This is a genomic window from Pseudogulbenkiania sp. MAI-1, assembly GCF_000527175.1.
Lineage (GTDB): Bacteria > Pseudomonadota > Gammaproteobacteria > Burkholderiales > Chromobacteriaceae > Pseudogulbenkiania.
In genome coordinates this window covers 2569045-2591215 of record NZ_AZUR01000001.1, presented here as the reverse complement: position 1 = coordinate 2591215, position 22171 = coordinate 2569045, and the positions used below count along the sequence as shown (strand labels likewise).

The window sequence follows — 22171 nt, the reverse complement described above, 5'->3', positions numbered from 1 at the left end:
GGGGATGACATGCTCAGGGTGAGGGGACTGGTCAAGCGTTACGGCGAGCACAACGCCGTGGACGGCATCAGCTTCGAAGTGCGGCGCGGTGAGTGCTACGGCCTGCTCGGGCCCAACGGCGCCGGCAAGACCACCACGATGAAACTGGCGCTCGGCCTCGTGCTGCCGGATGCTGGCGAGATCACGCTGTGCGGTGAACCGATTCCGGCGCGCGCCCGCGAAGCCCGTCGCCGGGTCGGCGTGGTGCCCCAGTTCGACAATCTCGACCCTGACTTCACCGTGGCCGAGAACCTGCTGGTCTGGGGGCGCTACTTCGGCCTGCGTCCAGCCGATCTGAGCGAGCGCGTACCCTATTTGCTCGACTTTGCCGGTCTCGCCGGCCGCGCCGAGGCCAAGGTGGGCGAGTTGTCCGGCGGGATGAAGCGCCGCCTGACACTGGCGCGGGCGCTGGTCAACGACCCTGACATCGTCTTTCTTGATGAGCCGACCACGGGCCTCGATCCCCAGGCCCGCCACTTGATCTGGGAGCGGCTGCGCCAGTTGACGCGGGAGGGCAAGACACTGGTGCTGACCACCCATTTCATGGAAGAGGCCGAACGGCTGGCGACGCGGCTGGCGGTGATGGACCACGGCCGGCTGATGGCGGAAGGCTCGCCGCGCGAGCTGATCCAGTCGCTGATCGAGGCCGACGTGGTCGAGGTGTTCGGCGACGGCGCCATCGACTGGGCCAAACGGACATCGGCCGACGGCGTGCGCCTGGAACTCAGTGGCGAAACCGCCTTCTTCTACGGCCAGGGCATGGAAGGCTTGCTGGCGGCGCTGGGCGAGAGCGGTCTGCGCTACGTGCTTCGTCCGGCCAATCTGGAGGACGTGTTCCTGAGGCTGACCGGACGTGAGTTGCGCGACTGAGCGCGGCCTGGTCGGCAGGGCAGGGATGTGGTGGGCCAAGAAAAAACCGCCACGGTGTGACTGTGGCGGTTTTTTTATTTGTGGGATTGCCGGCGAGTAGTGGCCGCGCTTACTTGAACACCGGCTTGGGCGGCGTGCCTTCGGACTGGGTGAGGATCTCATAGCCGGTCTCGGTGACCAGTACGGTGTGCTCCCACTGGGCGGACAGGCTGCGGTCCTTGGTCACCACTGTCCAGCCGTCGCCCAAGAGGCGCAAGTGGCGTTTGCCCTGGTTGATCATCGGCTCGATGGTGAAGATCATGCCGGCCTTCAGCTCCAGGCCGGTGCCGGGGCGGCCGTAGTGCAGCACCTGCGGTTCTTCGTGGAATTTCTTGCCGATGCCGTGGCCGCAGAATTCCTGAACCACGCTGTAGCCGGCGGCTTCGGCATGGCGCTGGATGGCGTAGCCGATGTCGCCCAGCTTGGCGCCCGGCTTGACCTTCTCAATGCCGAGCCACATGCACTCATAGGTGATCTTGGCGAGGCGGCGCGCGTGCGGGCTGACTTCGCCGACGTAGAACATGCGGCTGGTATCGCCGTGGTAGCCGTCCTTGATCACGGTGACGTCGATGTTCAGCATGTCGCCGTTCTTGAGCGGCTTGTCGTTGGGAATACCGTGACAGATGACGTGGTTGACCGAGGTGCACACCGACTTGGGGTAGGGGTTGTGGCCGTCCGGCGCGTAGTTCAGCGGCGCCGGGATGGTGCCTTGCACGTTGACCATGTAGTCATGGCAGAGCCTGTCCAGCTCTTCGGTGGTCACGCCGGGTTTGACGTAAGGGGTGATGTAGTCGAGCACCTCGGAGGCCAGGCGGCCGGCGATGCGCATTTTTTCGATGTCTTCCGGAGACTTGAGCGTAATGGACATGCTTCTGCTGGGTGATGGATTCAAACGCTAATAGTAGCAAATACCATAAAAAACGGGCACCCTCGGCGCCCGTAAAAAACTGACTCGCAAGAAAATCGGCAGTGTTTAGAAGGTGTGCTTCATGCCGATACCGAAGGCTTGCGGATCGTTGCCCTTGGTCAACGCGGCGCTGGACGTGCCCAGGCCGGAGTCATAGACCGGGTTGATGCCGAAGTTCACGTTCTGCGACTTGTTGTTGTCGATCTTGGTGGCATAGGCGTAGAGCTGGGTACGCTTCGACAGATCGTACGTGCCTGCCAGCACCCACTGCTTGGCCTTGTAGTCGTCTTCAGCGCCGGACGCGGCGTTCTTCAGGCCGCCCAGTTCGCTGTACGACAGCTTGACGGCGGCGGCGCCAAACTCCTGGCTGACCATGACGGTCCAGTCGTTCTGTTTCAGGGTGCTGCCGCCGGTGGTCGAGTCAAAGCGGCCCCACTCGTAGCCGGCGCCGATGAGCGTGCCGGTCGGGAACTTGTAGCTGGCGGCCAGTTTGTAGAAGTCGGTATCGTCACCCTTGGAGGTGGTGGCTCCTTTGTAGTCGCCCTTGTCGTACTGGCGTTCCCAGCCGGCGCCCACTTGCAGGGTGCCCAGCGTGTAGTTGCCGGCAACGGACAGGCGCTGGGTATTGGTGCGGCCGGAGCTGTTTTCCGTGCGGGCTTCGTCAACACCGTAGGAAACGCCAGCCTTGAAGCCGGCAAAGCTCGGCGTGAAATAGTGAACCGAGTTCGCCAGGCGGCTTTCGCCGCGGCTGTAGATAGAGCTGCTGCCGGCGTTGTCGGCGGTGGTGTTCGAACCGGCGTTGAGGCCGACATCGGTCAGGCTCTTGTACGCGGTATCGTAGTAGCCCAGCAGGACCTTGCCGAAGTCGGCGCTCTCTACACCCAGGAAGCTGTTGCGAGTAGCAAACGTGGCCGTTTCGCCCTTGTCGTTGGTGCCTTTCTGCTCGAAGTTGCGCAGGCTCTGTTCGACTTGCCAGATGGCTTTCAGTCCGTTGCCTAGGTCTTCGTTGCCCTTGAAGCCGATGCGGGAGTTCTGGTCGGTGACGCGACTCCGAGACTTGTATTCGCTGGTGCCGCTGCCGGTAGCCTTAGCGGACTCGACGCCGGCACTGACGAAGCCGTAGATGGTGGCGTCGGCCATGGCCGGGGTAGCAAAGGCGCCAGCGACGACAGCGGCGATCAGGATTTGTTTTTTGGCAAACGGTTGCTTCATTTTATAGACGACCTCACTTATGGGTACTGCTGGTGGAAGTTATGTAAATCAATCAGCGTTATTATTATGACAATGGCCCCTTCGTGCCGAAAAACAAGGAAAACTCATATGTTTTTCACTGCCGTCTATTTGTAGCAAACAATGCCTCGGCTGTGTCTCTAATCTGCATAAGGCAAAACCCCAGTTGACGAGATGGGCCCTTAGAGCATGGAGACGTGCTTGGCATGTCTCATGGTTAAATTCTATCTTATGCTATGTATGCAGCTTTTTTAGGGTAAAAAATGCCAATGGCAATTTCTTTTAATTGTGGTCTAGAGTGCACAGTGTGGGAATAGTGTGTAGCTAAATTGTTACTGGCTTGTGGCAGAGAGGGGGTTTTGTGTTGCTTTTTTGTCGGTTTGTTGCGGAATAGTGTCGCTTTTGCGCTGTTGAATCGGCTAGATGGGGGCTGATGATCGATAGCTAGGGGGGCGTTGGTTCTTGCGTGCTAGGCAGAAGCCAGGATGGAGCGGGGAGTCTGACGTCGCCAGGATAAAGGCCCAAAAACAGCTTCTGGACATTTGAAGTGCGCGAAGCTGATTTTGGCCGGTTTTAATTTGGTGATGACCTGAACGGTCGGATAAGAATGGGGTCAGGCAAGGAATTTGTTGGGGTAAACCTCGTCAATCAGCGTGCGGCAATCGACGACGCGCAAATCGTTGTCTTTGGCGAAATCGAGCAGGAACTGGAAGACGGCGGGGTCGACTTTCTCCAGTTTCTTGTCCACTGCCACGCAGCGCACGCCTTCCAGCATCATCGGACGTACATAAGCGTGGTAGGACAGTTTCTGATTTTCGCCAAAGGAGGCCAGGATGCCGGAGAGGCGTTCGGCCCAGTCGCTCGGGCGGAACGTACGTCCTTCAGAGGTGAGACCCTGAATGACGATTTCATATGGATTACAGATCATAGTGATGGACCGGAGGTGTACTTGTTCTGTGTAGTCTCTCGAATCCTGGTCGAAGGTGATATTGGTGTTTTACCCATTCGCCAAGAGGTGTGCACTCGAGGGTTAGCCCGTATTCTACCTGAAAACTAGATGCGCTTGAACGGTGGCAATGAGGCCAGCAGTTTCTTGCCGTAGCTTTGGCGCAGCAGCCGGTTGTCCAGGATGGTGACCCGCCCGTAGTCTTGTTCGGTACGGATCAGGCGTCCAACCGCCTGGATCAACTTGATCGAGGCTTCCGGCACGGTGATCTCGATGAACGGGTTGCCGCCGCGCTTCTCGATCCAGCGCGACAGGGTGCGGCCGACCGGGTCGTCCGGCATGGCGAACGGCAGCTTGGCGATGATCACGTGCACGCAGCTCTCGCCGGGCAGATCCAGCCCTTCCGAGAACGAGTCGAGGCCGAAGATCACGCTGGCTTCGCCCTGCTTGAGCCGCGCGTGGTGCTGTTCCAGCAGGCGGCTCTTGGGGAGTTCTCCCTGGATCAGCAGGCGCTCGCGCAGCGCGGCCGGCACCGCGGCGGCCACCTCCTGCATCTGCTTGCGTGAGGAGAACAGCACCAGCGAGCCGAGCGGCTCGGCAAGGTCGATCAGACGAGGCAGCCACTCGACGATTTCCCGCGTATGCGCGGCCGGATCCTTGGGCGAGGCCATCAGCGGCGGCAGGTACAGCTCACCCTGCTCCTGGAAACTGAATGGCGAATCGAGGGCCACGCAGCTGACCTCAGGCAGCCACTTGAGGCCGGTCTGCGACAGCAGCAGGTCGAATTCGCCCAGCGAGCGTAGCGTGGCCGAGGTCAACAGGGCGCCGGCCGCGCGGCGCCACAGCGTGCCGGCCAGGCTGGCGGCGGCGCTGACCGGCGAGGCGCTGAACAGGTAGTCGCCCTTGCCTTCGGTGCGGCGGGTGATCCATTTGGCGATGGGGGGCGCGTTCTCGTCGGAGGTCTTCTCGAACAGATCCCACACCGCCATCAACTGTTCCGCGCGGCCGATCAAGAAGCCCAGGTCGCTGCCGAGCTTGTCGACCAGCGCGGCCTCGCTGCCCTTGTCCTTGCGCACGTCGGTCAAGGCGTCGTTCATCGAGGTTAGGTGCTTGTAGACCATGCGCGCCGACATCGCGAGGTTGGCCGCCGGAATGGCGAAACGCTCGGGCAGGATGCCGTCGTCGATCAGCCAGGTCGGCTCCAGGTTGTCGCTGGTGGCGGCCAGCGCTTCTTCGCCTTCCAGCAGCCACAGCCACTCGGTCAGTGTTTCCATGCAGGCGCCGGCGGCCTCGATGGCCTGGCCGGCCAGCTCGCTCTTGTTGGTCAGGCTGTCGACGCGGGTAGCGACGGCGGCGACCTTTTCCAGCCAGAACATCGCTTGTGCCAGAGAGTGTTCGGCAGAGAACTGGTTGACCGCCTTCTTGGCCAAGTGGTGCGCCTCATCGATGCAGTAGAAACTGTCGTCCGGAGCCGGCAGGATGACGCCGCCACCCATGGCGACGTCGGCCAGCATCAGGTCGTGGTTGGCGACTACGACGTCGACCGTCTCCAGCGTTTCGCGGGCGAGGTAGAATGGGCATTCGGGACGGTTGGGACAGGCGGCTTTCAGGCAGCTGTGGCGGTCGTTGGTGACGCGGCTCCACAGGCCATCCTCGATGACCTCCTGCCAGGTGTCGCGGTCGCCGTTCCAATTCCGGTAATGGAAGGCGTCGGCCATCTGGCGCAGCGTTTCGATTTCCTCGGCCTGCGGCTTGCGGTCCCACAGTGCCATTTCCGGTTCCGGCGCCAGCAACTGGCCCTGGGCCGAGTCGGCGGTCAGCTGGTAGAGACGGTAGGGGCAGAGGTAGCGACCGCGTCCCTTGGCCAGGGCGAAGGTGAGCGGCAGCCCGCTGTTGTCTACCACGAAGGGCAGGTCGCGGTTGACCAGTTGTTCCTGCAGTGCCACGGTGGCGCTGGTGACTACCAGCTTCTTGCCGCGCGCGCGCGCCATGACGCCGCCTGCCAACAGGTAGGCGAGGCTCTTGCCGACGCCGGTCGGCCCTTCGACCACGATGATGCTTTCCCCTTCGCGCTCGGGCAGTTCATCGCCCTCCTTGGGCTTGCTGCGCGAGAAAGCGTTGGCGATTTCCGCCAGCATGCGGCGCTGGGCATTGCGCGGGCGAAAGCCTGGCAGGTTGTCGGCAATGGCGCGATAGTGATCGCGAATGGCGTCTTTTTCGGCATCGGTCAGCATGGGGGGATTCTACCCGAAGGGGGAATTGTGCGCCCGCATCAGTGACGCTCCGTCGTCCGCGGACTAGGATGGGAAAAACTAGCTTCCGAACGGAATGTCGTACTGACAGGAAGCAGCGTCATTGCGCTGAGTCGGGAGGGAGGGCAAATGACACCCGTGAGCCGAGTATTGGTGGTCAGTGACGATGCCCCCTGGCAGGCCGAGGTGCTGGCCGGGCTGGGTGCGGTGGCTGTGCAGCTGGAAAATCCCTTTGGCCTGACCTTTCTCGGGGTGGCCCAGGTGGGCGAGGCCATGGAGAGGGTGGCCGCCGATGGGGACATCCAGATCGTCCTGATCGACAAGCTGCTGCGCGAGAAAGCGCTCGCCCAGCCGGCGGTGCAGCTGGCCAACCGGATCAACGCCTTTCGCCCCGAGCTGTCCCTCTACATCCTGCTGGTGGACGACGATCAGAAGCTGCTGGTCGAGGAGATGGCCAGCCATGCCGTGGACGGTTATTTCTACCGCGACGAGCCGGATTTCAGTGGCTGGTTCCGCATCCTGGTGGCCGAGCTGGTCGAAAAATCGGCCACGCCGTTCTACGATCGGCTCCGGCAGTACGTGCGCATGGCCAAGGATTCCTGGCACACGCCGGGGCATTCCGGAGGCGATTCGTTGAAAGGCAGCCCGTGGGTCGGCGACTTCTACGATTTCGTCGGCGAGAACATGCTGCGGGCCGATCTATCGGTGTCGGTGCCGATGCTCGATTCGCTATTGCACCCGACCGGGGTGATCGCCGAAGCCCAGGCGCTGGCCGCCAAGGCGTTCGGTGCGCATAAGACCTATTTCGCCACCAACGGCACCTCGACCTCCAACAAGGTCATCTTCCAGACGCTGCTGACGCCGGGCGACAAGCTGCTGCTGGATCGCAATTGCCATAAATCGGTGCATCATGGCGTGATCCTGTCCGGCGCCCGGCCGGTGTACCTCGATTCCTCCGTCAACCGGCAATACGGCATCTTCGGGCCGGTTCCCAAGGCCACGCTGTTCGCCGCCATCGAGGCTCATCCCGACGCGCGCGTGTTGATCCTGACCTCCTGCACCTATGACGGGCTGCGCTACGATCTCGAACCGGTCATCCGGGCCGCCCACGAGCAGGGCATCAAGGTCATCGTGGACGAGGCCTGGTATGGCTTCGCGCGCTTCCACCCGGAGCTTCGGCCAACCGCGCTGGAAGCGGGGGCGGACTATGTCACGCAAAGCACCCACAAGGTGCTGTCGGCGTTCTCCCAGGCCGGCATGATCCACGTCAACGACCCGGCATTCGACGAACACCTGTTTCGCGAGACCTTCAACATGCACGCTTCGACCAGCCCGCAGTACAACCTGATTGCCAGCCTCGACGTGGCGCGCAAACAGGCGGTGATGGAGGGCTACCGATTGCTCGATCGCACCCTCCATCTGGCCCGGGAGTTGCGGCAGAAGATCAATTCCACCGGGGCGTTTCGCGTGCTGGAGCTGGACGATCTGCTGCCGGAAGAAGTGCGGGAGGATGGCATCCGGCTCGATCCAACCAAGCTGACGGTCGACATCTCCGGCTCGGGATTCAGCGCCGACGAACTGCGGCAGGCTTTGTTCGAGCGCTACAACATCCAGGTCGAAAAATCGACGTTCAACACCCTCACACTGTTGCTGACCATAGGCACTACGCGCAGCAAGGTGTCAAGGCTGCACGACGCCATGCTGCGGCTCTCCAAGGAGAAACGGCCGCTCCGCGTGCCGCGGCGCATGCCGGAGGTCCCGCACTTCACCCGGCTGGCTTGTCTGCCGCGCGATGCCTTCTACGAAGCCGGGGAGCGCCTCCCGTTGTTCGACGACGAGGGGCGTCCGAATGCCGAACTGGTGGGGCGGGTGAGCTGCGACCAGGTCGTGCCGTATCCGCCGGGGATTCCGGTGCTGGTGCCAGGGCAGGTGGTCGACGAGAGCATCCTGTCCTACCTGGCTCGCCTGCAAAAGGCACAAAAGACCATAGAAATGCATGGGTTGGCAGGAGATGGTGGTGATTACGTGGTGCGCGTGCTGAGTTCGGCAGAGCTTTTGCAATTGCCGAGCAGAATATTGTTCAGCTGATTGCTTGCCAGTCCGGCGGATTTCCGATAAATATAAGGTTTGTCGCATTTGTGTAAATTTTTTGGCACGTTGGCCGCCTGTTGCGACATCCTGACGTTCCATCAGCTTTCGAGACCAGCGTGTAGTACGTGCCGCCGCGCAAGACTTCCGGGCCCGGCGGCCATTTATTTTGGATTGTGACCATGACGCAAGTAAGACATTACCTGCAATTCAGTGACCTGAACCGCGATGACTACCAATACCTCTTCCAGCGTGCCCAGGTACTGAAGCGACGACATGGCTCCGGAGAGCTGTATCGTCCGCTGGTGGGCAAGGTGATGTCGATGGTGTTCGAAAAGAACTCCACCCGCACCCGGGTGTCATTCGAGGCGGGCATGTCCCAGTTGGGCGGCCATGCCATGTTCCTCGACGCCAATACCTCGCAGCTGGGCCGCGGCGAGCCGATCGAGGATACGGCACGGGTGCTGTCGCGCATGAGCGACATCATCATGATCCGCACCTACGAGCAGTCCAACGTCGAACGTCTGGCGGCCAACTCGCGCGTGCCGGTGATCAACGGTCTGACCAACGAATACCACCCCTGTCAGATACTGGCCGACATCCTGACCTTCATCGAGCATCGCGGTCCGATCCAGGGCAAGACGGTGGCCTGGGTCGGTGACGGCAACAATATGTGCCGTACCTGGCTGCAGGCCGCCAAGCTGCTCGATTTCAAGCTCAAGGTGGCAACGCCGGTGGGCTACGAGCTGAAGGCCCTGGATGGCCAGCATTACGGTCCGGAGCACTTCGAGCCCGGTCATAGCGCCGAGCACGCCGTGGCCGGTGCCGATCTGGTGACCACCGACGTGTTCACCAGCATGGGCTTCGAGGCCGAGTCGGTGGCGCGCATGGAGGCTTTCCGTGACTACCAGATCACCGCCGATCTGATGAAGCATGCCAAGCCGGATGCGCTGTTCATGCACTGTCTGCCGGCGCACCGTGGCGAGGAAGTGGCGGCCGAAGTGATCGACGGCCCGCAGAGCGTGGTGTGGGACGAAGCGGAAAACCGTATGCACGGGCAAAAAGCCCTAATAGAATATCTGTTGCTGGGTCGTGTCGACGACTAAAGAGCCTGGTTGGCTTGGGCGGGTTGTGCTCGTTGGGGCGGGCTCGCTTGCTGAGTGGCTCTGCATTCCTGCAATGGAACCCTGAACATATCGCCGAAAGAAAACGTCATGTCTGACATTAAAAAAGTAGTGCTGGCCTATTCGGGCGGCCTGGATACTTCCGTCATCCTCAAGTGGTTGCAAGACACCTACCAGTGTGAAGTGGTGACCTTCACCGCCGACATCGGCCAGGGCGAGGAAGTCGAACCGGCGCGCAAGAAGGCCTTGGCGCTGGGCATCAAGCCGGAAAACATCTTCATCGATGACCTGCGCGAAGAGTTCGTGCGCGATTTCGTGTTCCCGATGTTCCGCGCCAACGCCATCTACGAAGGCGAGTACCTGCTGGGCACCTCGATTGCCCGCCCGCTGATCGCCAAGCGTCAGATCGAGATCGCCAATCAGACCGGAGCCGACGCGGTATCGCACGGCGCCACCGGCAAGGGCAACGACCAGGTGCGTTTCGAACTGGGCTACTACGCTCTGAAACCGGACGTCAAAGTGATCGCCCCGTGGCGCGAGTGGGATCTGTTGTCGCGTGAAAAGCTCTTGGCCTATGCCGAAAAGAACGGCATCGACATCACCAAGAAGAAGAGCGGCGGTAGCCCGTACTCGATGGACGCCAACCTGCTGCACATCTCCTACGAAGGCACCGTGCTGGAAAACCCGGCCGCCGAGCCGGAAGAGGATATGTGGCTGTGGACCGTGTCGCCGGAGAATGCTCCGGACCAAGCCGAATACGTGGAACTGGAATACAAGAACGGTGACATCGTTGCCATCAACGGCGTGGCGCTGAGCCCGGCCCAGGTGCTGACCGAGCTGAACCGTCTCGGCGGCAAGCACGGTATCGGTCGTCTGGACATCGTGGAAAACCGCTACGTCGGCATGAAGTCGCGCGGCTGCTACGAAACCCCGGGCGGTACCATCATGATGAAGGCGCACCGCGCCATCGAATCGATCACGCTGGACCGCGAAGTGGCTCACCTCAAGGACGAGCTGATCGCCAAGTACGCCAGCCTGATCTACAACGGCTACTGGTGGAGCCCGGAGCGCAAGATGATGCAGAGCATGATCGACGCGTCGCAAGCTACCGTGAACGGCTGGGTGCGCCTGAAGCTGTACAAGGGCAACGTGATCGTGGTGGGCCGCGACTCGAAGACCGATTCGCTGTTCGATCCGAACATCGCCACCTTCGACGAGGATTACGGCGCTTACAACCATGCCGACGCGGCTGGCTTCATTCGCCTGAACTCGCTGCGCATGCGTATTGCCGCCAAGCTGTACAACAAGTAAGACCGGCGTGCCGATAGAAAAAACCGCACCACGGGTGGTGCGGTTTTTTTATGGGCTCCGTATAATGGCGGGGCTAAACAAATCAGGGACTTGCAATGAGCGAAGAGCAGTTCACCAATATCTCGCTGGCCGTGTGTCTGACCGGTCTGATTGTGTTTATCGGCTTCATCATCTGGGATCTGGGCAAGAAGTCCGGTGCCGGCAAGTTCGGTACGGCCGTGCTGTTCCTAGTGCTGGGGCTGGGGGTCGGTGGCTTCATCTTCAAGAACGTTTTGGTGGAGTTCTTCGTTCTGAAGTAGTGCTGCTGCCTGACTGACAGAATGTGATTGTCAGGCCGGCAAGTAAAAACGCCGAGCGTTCGAAGCGCTCGGCGTTGTCGTATCCGCTTCTGGGGGGGGCTATCAGGCGTCCAGGCCGCTTTGCGCCAGCTCGGCGGCGCGGATCACCGCGCGCGCCTTGTTCTGGGTTTCCTGCCATTCCGATTCGGGCACCGAGTCGGCGACGATGCCGGCGCCGGATTGCACGTAGAGCATGTTGTTCTTGACCACGGCGGTACGGATGGCAATGGCGAGGTCCATGTCGCCGGAGAAGCCGAGGTAGCCGACGGCGCCGCCGTAGACGCCGCGCTTGGTCGGCTCGAATTCGTCGATGATTTCCATGGCACGTACCTTCGGCGCGCCGGACAGCGTGCCGGCCGGGAAGGTGGCCTTGAGGATGTCGATGTTGGACACCTTGGGCGCCACGTGGCCTTCCACGCTGGAGACGATGTGCATCACGTGCGAGTAGCGTTCGATCACCATGTTGTCGGTGACGTGGACGCTGCCGGTGTCGGCGACGCGGCCGATATCGTTGCGGCCGAGGTCCATCAGCATCACGTGCTCGGCGATTTCCTTGGGGTCGGCCAGCAGTTCTTCGGCCAGGCGTTCGTCTTCCTCGCGGTTCTTGCCGCGCACGCGGGTGCCGGCGATAGGCCGCACCGTGACGGTGTCGGTTTCGCGGCGGACCAGGATTTCCGGCGAGGCGCCGACCACGTGGAAGTCGTCGAAATGGTAGAAGAACATATACGGCGACGGGTTCAGACTGCGCAGGGCGCGGTACAGCGTCAGCGGCGAATCGTGGTAGGGCATCTGCAGGCGCTGCGCCAGCACCACCTGCATGATGTCGCCGTCGACGATGTATTGCTTGGCGCGCTCGACCGCATGCTTGAACTCTTCCTGGCCGTATTCGGAGCGCGCCTGGGTCAGCTGGCTCGGCAGCGACAGCGGGATGGCCACCGGTTCGCGCAGCTTGGCACGCAGCTGGCCGAGGCGGGCCTGGGCCTTGATGAGGGCGTTGGGCACCGCCGGGTCGGCGTACACCACCAGGTAGAGCTTGCCGGACAGATTGTCGACCACGGCCAGTTCTTCCGACAGCATCAGCAGGATGTCGGGGGTGCCGACCGGGTCCGGCTTCTGCGTGGCGGCGAGCCGTTTCTCGATGTAACGGATGGTGTCGTAACCGAAATAGCCGACCAGGCCGCCGGTGAAGCGCGGCAGCGACTCGACCGGCGGGGTGCGGAAGCGCTGCTGGAAGGCATCGATGAAGGCGAGCGGGTCGCCTTCGTGCTGTTCGATGACCTTGTCGCCGTACTCGACCTGCACCTTGTGGCCATTGACGCGCAGCCGGGTGGTGGCAGGCAGGCCGATGAAGGAGTAGCGGCCGAAGCGTTCGCCGCCGACCACCGACTCCAGCAGGTAGGAATAGGGCTGGTTGGCCAGTTTCAGGTAGACCGACAGCGGGGTGTCGAGGTCGGCGAACAGTTCGAGGGTGACCGGAATGCGGTTGTAGCCGGCGGCGGCAAGGCGGTTGAATTCGTCGTGCGTCATGCTTTATCCCAAAATGACCAGAAACGGAAAACGATGGAAACAGGGGTGCGGCTCAGGGTTGCCATCGCCAGCTGGCCAGGTTGGGCAGGAATTTCATGATGCGAACGGTATCCAGAAATGCGTCAGACAATGTCAGGTATTCTTAAACAAATCGTAGAGTTCGACAAGGCTGTCCACCACGTGGTCGGCTTCGAGGCTGTCGGCCTCGCCGTAGCCGTAGCTCACCGCCACAGCGAGGCTGCCGGCCGCGCGCGCCGCCAGCACATCGTTGTGCGAGTCGCCGACCATGGCGAGCTCGTTGGGGCGGATGCCCAGCGTCTGGCATACGTGCAGGAGCGGCATGGCCGAGGGCTTTTTCTCCGGCAGACTGTCGCCACCCAGCACCATGCTGAACGCAGAGGCCATGCCTAGCTGTTCCAGTAGCGGGACGGCCAGCCGTTCGGACTTGTTGGTGATGACGACTTGCGGCAGTTGCAGCGCGCGCAGCAGGCCGAGCGCATCCTCCACGCCGGGATAGACGTGGCCGTGGACGCAGAGGTGTTGGCGGTAGTACTGCACGAAGAAGGTGAAACCGCGCTCCCAGAGCGCGGCATCGGCTTGCCCGTCACGCTCGTCGGTGATGGAGCGGTGCACCAGGCTGGCGATGCCGTCGCCGACGTGCTGCTGGATGCGCAATTCGGCCAGGGCCGGCAGGCCCAGATGTTCGCGCATGGCGTTGGCGGCGGCGGCCAGATCGGGGATGGAGTCGACCAGGGTGCCGTCCAGGTCGAACGCCACGGCTTTGATGTTTTTTGCTGTCATGGGCTACGTGAAAGTGAGCGCCGGCGAGGGCCGGCGCGATCGATGGCATGTCGGCCAGTATACACGACCGCGTGGCGGCCGCGCCGTGGCTTAGGGTAGGGCGCGGATGTCGACCACGGCTTGTTCGCCGAAGCGATCGCTGAGCAGGTAGTCGAGCAGCTTGCCGGCAGCGGCTTCGGGAGTGTCCAGCGCGCCTTCCTGCTTGAGGGCGAGAAAGCGTGGCAGGTCGGGGAACTGTTCCGGCGCGGCGTGCCGGACTTCCGCCTGCATGTCGGTGTCGACCACGCCGGGATAGACCGCGGCGACGCGCACCGGCTTGGCCGACGCGGCTTGCTCGACCACCAGGTGGCGGCTGAAGTGATCCAGCCCGGCCTTGCCGCTACCATACACGCCCCAGCCGGCGTAGGCCTTGACCGCGGCGCCGGAGGAAACGTTGAGGATGCGCCGGTCGTTCCAGGCGCCGGTGGCGGCGAGAAAGCGGTTGCACAGCACCATCGGCGCCATCAGGTTGAGGCTCAGGGCGTGGCGCAGGGCATTGTCGTCGTAGTGGCCTGCCTGGGCCACCGGCCACACTACGCCGGCGTTGTTGATCAGCAGCAGGCGATCGCCCTGGGGGAGGCTGGTCAGGGCGAGCTCGATGGCGCTGTCCTGTTGGGCCGGGTCGCTCAGGTCGGCGGAAAACCAGTGCAGCTGGCCAGGGTGGGACTCGGCCAGCTTGGGGAGTCCTTCCCCCTGGGTACGTGCCAGCGCCGCCACGGCGTAGCCGCGTGCCAGCAGGTCTGCGCAGAGGGCCAGGCCGAGTCCGCGCGAAGCTCCGGTGACGATGGCGGCGCTTGGCATGGTCAGCCTACCTTGGCCAGTTCGGCGCGCATGGCGTCGATGGTGGCCTTGTAATCGTCGGTGCCGTAGATGGCGGAGCCGGCCACGAAGGTGTCGGCACCGGCCGCGGCGATCTCGGCGATGTTGTCGATCTTGACGCCACCGTCGACTTCCAGCCAGATCTCGCCGCCGTGTTGGGCGGTGTATTCGTCGATGCGACGTCGCGCCTCGCGGATCTTGTTCAGCGTCTGCGGGATGAACTTCTGGCCGCCGAAGCCGGGGTTAACCGACATCAGCAGGATCATGTCGATCTTGTCCATGACGTGATCGAGGAAGGACAGCGGCGTGGCCGGGTTGAACACCAGGCCGGCTTTACAGCCGGCATCCTTGATCAGGCCGAGAGTGCGGTCGATGTGGTGCGACGCTTCCGGGTGGAAGGTGATGATGTCGGCCCCGGCCTTGGCGAAGCTGGCGGCAAGGGCGTCGACCGGGGTGACCATCAGGTGCACGTCGATCGGGGCGCTGGTGTGGGGGCGGATCGCTTCGCAGACCAGCGGGCCGACGGTCAGGTTGGGGACGTAATGGTTGTCCATGACGTCGAAGTGGATGATGTCGGCACCGGCGGCGATGACGTCACGGACTTCTTCGCCGAGACGGGAAAAATCGGCAGAAAGCAGGCTGGGGGCGATGCGGTATGGGCGCATGGGATGAATGCAAGCTGGACGGAAAAGCGAATTGTAGCCCCATCGACCGGCAGCGTCATGTTTTCGCCGGCCGGTCCCGGAGGCGATTGCTGCTAGAATGGAAAAGTTGGTGCCGTCCCGGCACACCTGAACGGACAACTCTGACAATGGCTAACAAAGAATACTGCGTGGAAGTGGCTGCCGAAGCGTTCTACGAGGAGGAGCGTTCCAACGTGACGGCGGATGTGTATGTGTTCAGCTATCGCATCAGACTGACCAACACCGGAAGCAAAACCGCTCAGCTGATCAGCCGCCACTGGTTCATCACCGAGGCCGACGGCAAGGTGCAGGAGGTGCGCGGCATGGGGGTGGTGGGCGAGAACCCGCGACTGGAGCCGGGGCAGAGCTACGAGTACAGCAGCTGGTCGCAGATCGGCACGCCGTTCGGCTCCATGCACGGCAGCTACCAGATGCTGGCGGAGGACGGCGAACGCTTCGAGGCCACGATCCCTGAGTTCCAACTGGTGGCGCCGCGCGTGCTGCATTGACGCCGTCGAGGCCTAGCGCCTGGGCCAGGTCCACCAGACGATGAAGCCGGCCAGCCCGAGGGCGAGGGCGGCTTCCACAAGCAATATCCACATCGGCAGTGCCCCGGTGAGGTTGAAGGGTGGCGGGGTGGCCCCACCTGTCCATCATCGGCCAACCCAGGCAAACAGGCAAACCCACCATGCGTTTCACCCACAGCGGCCCGGCGCCCACCAACCGGAACGATCTCAAGACCCTGAAAACCCTGTTCCCCTACCTGTGGGCCTTCAAGTGGCGGGTGCTGGTAGCGCTGTCCTGTCTGGTGCTGTCCAAGGTGGCCAACGTCAGCGTGCCGCTGTACCTGAAGGATATCGTTGACCAGTTGTCGGTGCCGGCCACGCTGCTGGCGATCCCGGTGGCGGCGCTGATCGGCTACGGCCTGGCACGGCTGATGGCCAGCCTGCTAGGGGAGATGCGCGACGCCATCTTCGCCCGGGTGATCCAGGGCGCGGTGCGCACCGTGGCGCGCTCGGTGTTCGAGCACCTCTTCAAGCTGTCGCTACGCTTCCATCTCGATCGCCAGACCGGTGGCATGAGCCGGGATATCGAGCGTGGTACCCGCGGCATCGGCTTCCTGCTCAATTTCACCGTTTTCAATATCCTGCCGACGCTGCTGGAAATCCTGATGGTGGCCGGCATCCTGCTGCACCGCTATAACGGCTGGTTCGCCGTAGTTACGCTGGGCACCATCGTGGTCTACATCGTGTTCACGCTGGTCGTCACCGAATGGCGCACGGTATTCCGCCGCAGCATGAACGAGCTGGATTCCAAGGCCAATTCCAAGGCGATCGACGCGCTGATCAACTACGAGACGGTCAAGTACTTCAATAACGAGGCCTATGAGTCGGCGCGTTACGACCAGAACCTTGCGGCCTGGGAGGAGTCGGCCATCAAGAACCAGGTGTCGTTGTCCTTCCTCAACGCCGGCCAGGGCACCATCATCGCGCTGGGCGTGACGCTGATCATGGTGCTGGCGGCGCGTGGGGTGGTGGACCGCAGCATGACCGTCGGCGACGTGGTGTTGGTGTCGGCCTACCTGACCCAGCTCTATTCCCCGTTGCATTTCCTCGGCTTCATCTATCGCGAGATCAAGCATTCGCTGGCCGATATGGAGCGCATGTTCGGTTTGCTCGAAACGCATGCCGAGGTGGCCGACAGCGCTGGGGCCGAGGTGCTGGCCACGCGCGCCGCCGGGGTGCGTTTCGACCACGTCGATTTCGGCTACGACGCCAAGCGCCAGATCCTGCACGATGTCAGCCTGAGCATCCCTCCAGGGCGCACGCTGGCGGTGGTGGGGGCGAGCGGGGCAGGTAAGTCGACCTTGTCGCGGCTGTTGTTCCGCTTCTACGACGTCAGCGCCGGCGGCATCAGCATCAATGGCACCGACATCCGCCAGCTGACCCAGGACAGTCTGCGCGCGCACATCGGCATCGTGCCGCAGGATACCGTGCTGTTCAATGACAGCATCTACTACAACATCGCCTACGGTCGGCCCGGTGCCAGCCGCGAGGAGATCATCGAGGCGGCCAAGTCGGCGCATATCCATGATTTCGTGATGAGCCTGCCGGACGGCTACGACACCCTGGTCGGCGAGCGCGGGCTGAAGCTGTCCGGCGGCGAGAAGCAGCGCGTGGCGATCGCCCGCACCATCCTGAAGAACCCGCCTATCCTGGTGTTCGACGAGGCGACCAGCGCGCTCGATTCGCGTACCGAGAAGGCGATCCAGCACGAGTTGGCCGAGATTTCGGCCAACCGCACCACGCTGATCATCGCCCACCGCTTGTCGACGGTGGTCGATGCCGACGAGATCGTGGTGATGGATGGCGGCAGAGTGATCGAGCGCGGCAGCCACCGCCAGCTGATCGAGCAAAATGGCCGCTATGCCGAGATGTGGCTGCTGCAGCAGGAGAGCGAGCGAGAGGCGGAAACTCTATAATATTTCGTTATGTAGTCGGTTTATTGCTATTGCTTGGTAATAGGGTCACTGGCGCACGGCGCGCACATGTTTTCGCCGGGTCAAAGCGCAGGCAGGGGTCTTGGAATTGTTGCCGCGGGGTGTGTTGCCGATATGCTGGAACCTCCGGGTTGTTGGCATGGAGGAACTTCGTTTCGTTCGTCTGAGAGCCGCGTCATTGCTGGGTTGGCGCCGATAAGACCAGGTATACGCCTGCTGGATGTGGTCCTCGGATGAGGGGGCTGGAGGCGGCACCGTGGAAGGTGGAGAGTGGCTCGGTCGAAGGGACAGCAAGACAGTCGTCTTCGGCCGAGTTTTTTGTCTTCATGACACTCTGGCGGAGAGCATGCTAGAGTCGATTGGGCATAGAAAACACCTATAACATTTTCTTACCAGGCCCACCCGGCAGGGCCATGAGCCTGTGCCGGCCATGCGTTAGGACCCGACGTGACACCCATTGCAGAACTCGAACCCCGCGAAGTGTGGGAGCACTTCCAGACCTTGTGCGAGATCCCTCGCCCCTCCAAGCACGAACAGCAGCTGCGCGACTATCTGCAGGGCTGGGCCGAACTGAATGGCCTCGCCACGCGGGTGGACCGTGCCGGTAACCTGATCATCAAGAAGCCGGCTACCCCCGGCATGGAAAACCGCCGCGGCGTGGTGCTGCAGGGGCATCTGGACATGGTGTGCCAGGCCGATTCCGGCACTGATCACGACTTTTTCAAGGACCCGATCCGTCCCGTGCTGCGCGATGGCTGGCTGGTGGCGGAGAACACCACGCTGGGTGCCGACAACGGCATCGGCGTAGCGCTGTCGCTGGCGGCCCTGGCGAGCGACACCCTGGCCCACGGCCCGCTCGAGGTGCTGCTGACCGTCGACGAGGAGGCCGGCATGGGCGGGGCGCTCGGCCTGGAGCCGGATCTGCTCAACGGCGATCTGCTGATCAACATCGATACCGAGGACTGGGGCGAGTTCTTTCTCGGCTGTGCCGGCGGGGTGGACGTCAACGTCTCGCGGGGCTACGCGGTCGAGGAACTGCCTCCCGGTTACGCCGTCGGCCGGCTCGCGCTCAAGGGGCTGCGTGGCGGACACTCCGGCGTGGACATCCACGAGGAGCGCGGCAACGCCAACAAGCTGCTGATCCGTCTCGTTCGCGAACTGGAAGACGAGTTGGCGCTGCGCGTGGTGTCGTTCCGGGGGGGCTCGGCGCGCAATGCGCTGGCGCGCGAGGCCTTTGCCGTGGTGGCCTACCCCGTTGCCAAAACCGAGCGGCTGGCGGCCCGGCTGGACGCCTTCCAGCAGGCGGTGCGTTTCGAACTGGCCGGCGTGGATGAAGGCGTGACGCTGGCGCTGGAGCCGGCTTCGGCCAGTGGGGTAATGGCCTTGGCCGACCAGCGCACCATCTTCGCCGCCTTGCACGCCGCCCCGCATGGAGTGCGCCGCATGAGCCGGCGCGTGCCGGGCGTGGTGGAAACCTCCAATAACCTGGGGGTGATCGTGCTGGATCAGGGCAAGCTGTTCGCCAGCTTCATGGTGCGCTCGCTGCTGGATAGCGGGGCACGGCAACTGGCCGGCGAGATCGAGAGTCTGTTCGGCCTGATCGGTGCCGCCGTGGAGCGGGAAGGCGAGTATCCCGGCTGGGCACCGAACCCGCAGTCACCGCTGCTGGAGCTGTTCCAGCAGGTCTACGAGCGCGAATACGGCCGCCGCGCCGAGGTCAAGGTCATCCACGCCGGGCTGGAGTGCGGCATCCTGGGCAGCAAGTACCCGCACATGGACATGGTGTCGTTCGGCCCCGACATCCGCGGCGCCCATGCGCCGGGCGAGCGCGTGCGGGTCGAGACGGTCGGCCACGCCTGGCGTCTGCTGCAGGCCGTGCTGGCGGCGGTGCCGGTGCGCGACTAAGAACCGTTCACAAAACCCTCTTGGTGTTGTTGCGCGGTCTTGCCGTGCTACTTGTACTGTAGTGGCCGCGCGGCTAGCCAAGACCGCTGCGCTGGGTTTTGTGAGCGACTCTAATGTTTTTCTTGAATGATGGCACGATGCCCCGCCACGAGCGGGGCATCGTGCCATGTGGGGTCGGCTGTTTCAGGTGCTGGTGCGGAAGCGGGCAAAGCTCAGGCGGATGGCATTGGTGAGGCTGCTCATCCTTTCCGCCGCCGTGGCGGCTTCCTCGGCCACCTGACGGTTGCGGTCGGCCAGCGCACTGATGCGTTCGACCTCGCCGGCGACCTGCTCGCCCGAGCGTGCCTGTTCGGCCAAGGCTGCGGCCATCGCCTGCACGCGCTGCCCCACCGTCTCGGTGCCGTCGTGGATGGCCAGAATCGATTCGCCGGCTCGCTGGCCTTCGTTTGCCCCGGTCTGTGCCCGCTCTACCGAGCGCTCCATGTCGTGTACCGCCTGCTCGGCGCTCTGCCTGATCGCGGCGATCATCGTGGCGATGTCGCCGGTGGCCTCGGCGGTGCGCTCGGCCAGCTTGCGCACCTCGTCGGCGACCACGGCGAAGCCGCGTCCCTGTTCGCCGGCACGGGCGGCCTCGATGGCGGCGTTGAGCGCCAGCAGGTTGGTCTGATCGGCTACGTCGCGGATCACACCGACGATGCGGTCGATGGTCTGCGACTGCCGTCCCAGCTCGTTGATGCTGTGCGAAGTCGAACGGATCAGTGCCGTGATCTCATCCATTTCCCGGACCGTTCCCTGAATCACCCCGACGCCTTGCTGGGCGTTTTCGCTGGCGTGACGGGCCGCGCTTTCGGCCTCGCCGGCGCCGCCATGCAGTTGCCTGATGCCTTCCGACATGCGCTGGATGACGCCGGTCATGTCCGTGGCGGCCCGGGTTTGCTCTTCCGAGCGCCCCACCATGCGCTGCATGGTCTGTTGCAGCGTGGCGGCGGCGCCGGCACTGTCGGCGACGTGGGCCTCGACGGCACGCAAGGCTTGGGCCAGGTCGCGCGTCATCAGCGACAGATGGTAGAGCAGGGAACTGTCGTCTCCCGCCGCGAGTTTGACCTTGACGCCGAGATTGCCGTCGGCGATCTCGCGCATCACGCTGCGGGCGTAGTCGGGCTCGCCGCCCAACTGGCGGATGATGCGGCGCGCCATGTAGAGCGCGATGAACAGGCTGACGCCGATGCCCACGGCCAGCGCCAGTGCCGATGCGGCCAGCGTGTTGCCGAGGGTGCGGGTGGTGGCGGCCTTGTCGGCGGCCATCGCCTGCGATTGATGCTCGATCAGCGCGTGCAGCTGTTTTTCCAGCGCTTGGGTCTTGGGCTCCAACTGTTCCGACAGCATCACGGCGGCGTCCCACTTGCTATGGGCGATGATGGAAGTCAGCTTGTCGAGCTGGCGCTGGTAGTCGTCCATGCTCTTGCCGACCGGTTCGAGCAGGGCGAGTTCGTCTGGGTGGGTGAGGTGGGCTCGCATCGCCGCAAAGGCGCGTTGGGCGCGCTGGCCGCTCTCGCTCATCGCCTTGATCCTGGCGGTCTGGCTGCCGTCGGCGTCGCTATCCAGCAGAATGGTGCGTGCCAGGTTGTTGGTGCCGAGCAAGGCGGCGTTGAGCTGGTGGGCCTGCTCGATGATCGGGGCGCGGTATTCGACCAGTTCGCTGACGCTCGCTTGTACATCATTCAGGCGGTAGAGCGTGAAGGCCGAGGCCAGGGCCAGCAGCGCGATGACGGCGGCAAAGCCCAGCATCAGGCGCTGTGCCAGTTTCAGTTTTCCCATTGATCCATCCCTTTGTAGTGGAGGTGCGATGTTGTCCGCCCGCGGGCGTTGTTTTTCGCACATCCTAAGGGAGTGGCGCGCGCCGTACGTTCATGCATGAGACATGAACGTAGCTGGGAGCGACGGTGCGGGATCAGCGCGACAGTTCGGTGACCGTGTGGCGGATCAGCCAGTGGGCGATGGACAGGGACTGCGGGATGGGGGGCAGGGCGTCGATCGGAAACCAGGCCGCGTGCTCGATCTCGCCCGCTTGCGGGACGATGTCGCCACCGGCGTACTCGGCCGTGAACGCCAGCATCAGCGAGTGGGGGAACGGCCACGATTGCGACCCGACGTAGCGCAGGTTCTTCAGCCGTACCCCGACCTCCTCGAAGGCTTCGCGGTGCACGCACTCCTCCAGCGTCTCGCCCGCTTCGACGAAGCCGGCCAGCGCGCTGTAGATGCCCGGGGTGAAGTGCGGGGCGCGCGCCAGCAGCAGCTCCTGGCCGCGGTAGATCGCCACCATCATTGCCGGCGATAGGCGCGGATAGTAGAGCTGGCCGCAATGCGGGCAGCTGCGGCCCTGGTCGTGGGCATGCTGCTGCAGCGGCGTGGCGCAGTGGCCGCAGAAGCGGTGGGTGCGGCGGAACTGTCGCAACTGCGCCGCCCGCGCCAGGGCCGGCGCCAGTTCCGCCGGCAGCTGCATCAGCGCTTGTCTCAGGCCCACCCATTCGCCACCGGTCGGGGTCGGGCCGACCAACTCACCCTGAAACAGGTTGACCTCGCCCTGCCGGGCCAGGAACAGCCGCTCGGTCAGCGGCCAGGTGGCGGCATCACTGTCGGGCAGCGTGCCGTTGACGAGGAGCAGGCGCTGTTCGTCGAACACGCACCACAGCGAGGGCAGGGACAGGTCGGGCTGGCTGGACAGATCGAGGGACATGGGGATCATCCTGTTG

The 22171-nt window shown here is 63.3% G+C and carries 17 protein-coding genes and 1 pseudogene; 8 read left to right on the top strand and 10 right to left on the bottom strand.

Annotated features, from left to right (window positions below):
* The first annotated feature begins 9 nt into the window (after window positions 1-9).
* The gene (locus PSEMAI1_RS0112075; RefSeq protein ID WP_024303128.1) at window positions 10-909 is read left to right on the top strand and encodes an ATP-binding cassette domain-containing protein; all 900 of its coding nucleotides are present in this window, start codon (window positions 10-12) and stop codon (window positions 907-909) included.
* A 109-nt stretch (window positions 910-1018) separates the two neighbouring features.
* On the opposite strand, the gene map is transcribed toward PSEMAI1_RS0112075, so the two are convergent.
* The 4 genes and pseudogenes from map to dinG all read right to left on the bottom strand — a co-directional run bounded on the left by map (window position 1019) and on the right by dinG (window position 6265).
* On the bottom strand, window positions 1019-1816 hold the full coding sequence (gene map, locus PSEMAI1_RS0112070) for a type I methionyl aminopeptidase (RefSeq protein ID WP_024303127.1): 798 nt from the start codon (window positions 1814-1816) through the stop codon (window positions 1019-1021).
* A gap of 105 nt (window positions 1817-1921) precedes the next feature.
* Window positions 1922-3067 carry a porin gene (locus PSEMAI1_RS0112065; protein ID WP_024303126.1) on the bottom strand — a complete coding sequence of 382 codons (1146 nt, stop codon included), beginning with the start codon at window positions 3065-3067 and terminating at the stop codon, window positions 1922-1924.
* A 658-nt stretch (window positions 3068-3725) separates the two neighbouring features.
* Window positions 3726-4013 (bottom strand): annotated as a pseudogene (locus PSEMAI1_RS0112060) (DUF3579 domain-containing protein); the annotation flags it as partial.
* Window positions 4014-4138: 125 nt separating this feature from the next.
* Complete coding sequence (gene dinG / locus PSEMAI1_RS0112055; RefSeq protein ID WP_024303124.1) at window positions 4139-6265, bottom strand: ATP-dependent DNA helicase DinG; 2127 nt, start codon at window positions 6263-6265, stop codon at window positions 4139-4141.
* Window positions 6266-6412: 147 nt separating this feature from the next.
* On the opposite strand from dinG, the gene PSEMAI1_RS0112050 reads away from it, so the two are divergent.
* The 4 genes from PSEMAI1_RS0112050 (at window position 6413) to PSEMAI1_RS0112035 (ending at window position 11105) form a co-directional block, all read left to right on the top strand.
* Window positions 6413-8371 carry an aminotransferase class I/II-fold pyridoxal phosphate-dependent enzyme gene (locus tag PSEMAI1_RS0112050; RefSeq protein WP_024303123.1) on the top strand — a complete coding sequence of 653 codons (1959 nt, stop codon included), beginning with the start codon at window positions 6413-6415 and terminating at the stop codon, window positions 8369-8371.
* Window positions 8372-8553: 182 nt separating this feature from the next.
* Window positions 8554-9477 carry an ornithine carbamoyltransferase gene (gene argF / locus PSEMAI1_RS0112045; RefSeq protein WP_024303122.1) on the top strand — a complete coding sequence of 308 codons (924 nt, stop codon included), beginning with the start codon at window positions 8554-8556 and terminating at the stop codon, window positions 9475-9477.
* 108 nt (window positions 9478-9585) lie between these two features.
* Entirely contained in the window at window positions 9586-10806 is a 1221-nt protein-coding gene (locus PSEMAI1_RS0112040) for an argininosuccinate synthase (RefSeq protein ID WP_024303121.1), read from the top strand.
* 95 nt (window positions 10807-10901) lie between these two features.
* On the top strand, window positions 10902-11105 hold the full coding sequence (locus PSEMAI1_RS0112035; protein WP_024303120.1) for a DUF2788 domain-containing protein: 204 nt from the start codon (window positions 10902-10904) through the stop codon (window positions 11103-11105).
* 102 nt (window positions 11106-11207) lie between these two features.
* On the opposite strand, the gene trpE is transcribed toward PSEMAI1_RS0112035, so the two are convergent.
* From trpE to rpe, 4 genes are all read right to left on the bottom strand, one after another.
* Window positions 11208-12671 (bottom strand): anthranilate synthase component I, encoded by a 1464-nt coding sequence (gene trpE, locus PSEMAI1_RS0112030; protein WP_024303119.1) that lies wholly within the window; start codon window positions 12669-12671, stop codon window positions 11208-11210.
* Between the two features lie 132 nt (window positions 12672-12803).
* A complete protein-coding gene (locus PSEMAI1_RS0112025; RefSeq protein ID WP_024303118.1) occupies window positions 12804-13472 on the bottom strand; it encodes a phosphoglycolate phosphatase in 669 nt (222 codons plus the stop codon).
* A gap of 90 nt (window positions 13473-13562) precedes the next feature.
* Window positions 13563-14312, bottom strand: coding sequence for an SDR family NAD(P)-dependent oxidoreductase (locus PSEMAI1_RS0112020; protein ID WP_024303117.1), 750 nt, complete (start codon window positions 14310-14312; stop codon window positions 13563-13565).
* A gap of 2 nt (window positions 14313-14314) precedes the next feature.
* Window positions 14315-14995, bottom strand: a complete 681-nt coding sequence (gene rpe / locus PSEMAI1_RS0112015; RefSeq protein ID WP_024303116.1) for a ribulose-phosphate 3-epimerase — start codon at window positions 14993-14995, stop codon at window positions 14315-14317.
* Between the two features lie 146 nt (window positions 14996-15141).
* On the opposite strand from rpe, the gene apaG reads away from it, so the two are divergent.
* The 3 genes from apaG to PSEMAI1_RS0112000 all read left to right on the top strand — a co-directional run bounded on the left by apaG (window position 15142) and on the right by PSEMAI1_RS0112000 (window position 19418).
* The gene (apaG, locus tag PSEMAI1_RS0112010) at window positions 15142-15522 is read left to right on the top strand and encodes a Co2+/Mg2+ efflux protein ApaG (protein WP_024303115.1); all 381 of its coding nucleotides are present in this window, start codon (window positions 15142-15144) and stop codon (window positions 15520-15522) included.
* Between the two features lie 179 nt (window positions 15523-15701).
* Window positions 15702-17495 (top strand): ABC transporter ATP-binding protein/permease, encoded by a 1794-nt coding sequence (locus tag PSEMAI1_RS0112005; RefSeq protein ID WP_024303114.1) that lies wholly within the window; start codon window positions 15702-15704, stop codon window positions 17493-17495.
* Window positions 17496-17960: 465 nt separating this feature from the next.
* Window positions 17961-19418: an aminoacyl-histidine dipeptidase gene (locus PSEMAI1_RS0112000; protein WP_024303113.1), complete on the top strand. Its 1458-nt coding sequence runs from the start codon at window positions 17961-17963 to the stop codon at window positions 19416-19418.
* 183 nt (window positions 19419-19601) lie between these two features.
* Here the strand turns inward: PSEMAI1_RS0112000 and PSEMAI1_RS0111995 are convergent, their stop codons facing one another.
* Together PSEMAI1_RS0111995 and nudC are read right to left on the bottom strand one after the other, a co-directional pair.
* Window positions 19602-21236 carry a methyl-accepting chemotaxis protein gene (locus PSEMAI1_RS0111995; protein WP_024303112.1) on the bottom strand — a complete coding sequence of 545 codons (1635 nt, stop codon included), beginning with the start codon at window positions 21234-21236 and terminating at the stop codon, window positions 19602-19604.
* A 133-nt stretch (window positions 21237-21369) separates the two neighbouring features.
* Complete coding sequence (gene nudC / locus PSEMAI1_RS0111990; RefSeq protein ID WP_024303111.1) at window positions 21370-22155, bottom strand: NAD(+) diphosphatase; 786 nt, start codon at window positions 22153-22155, stop codon at window positions 21370-21372.
* Window positions 22156-22171: the final 16 nt, after the last annotated feature.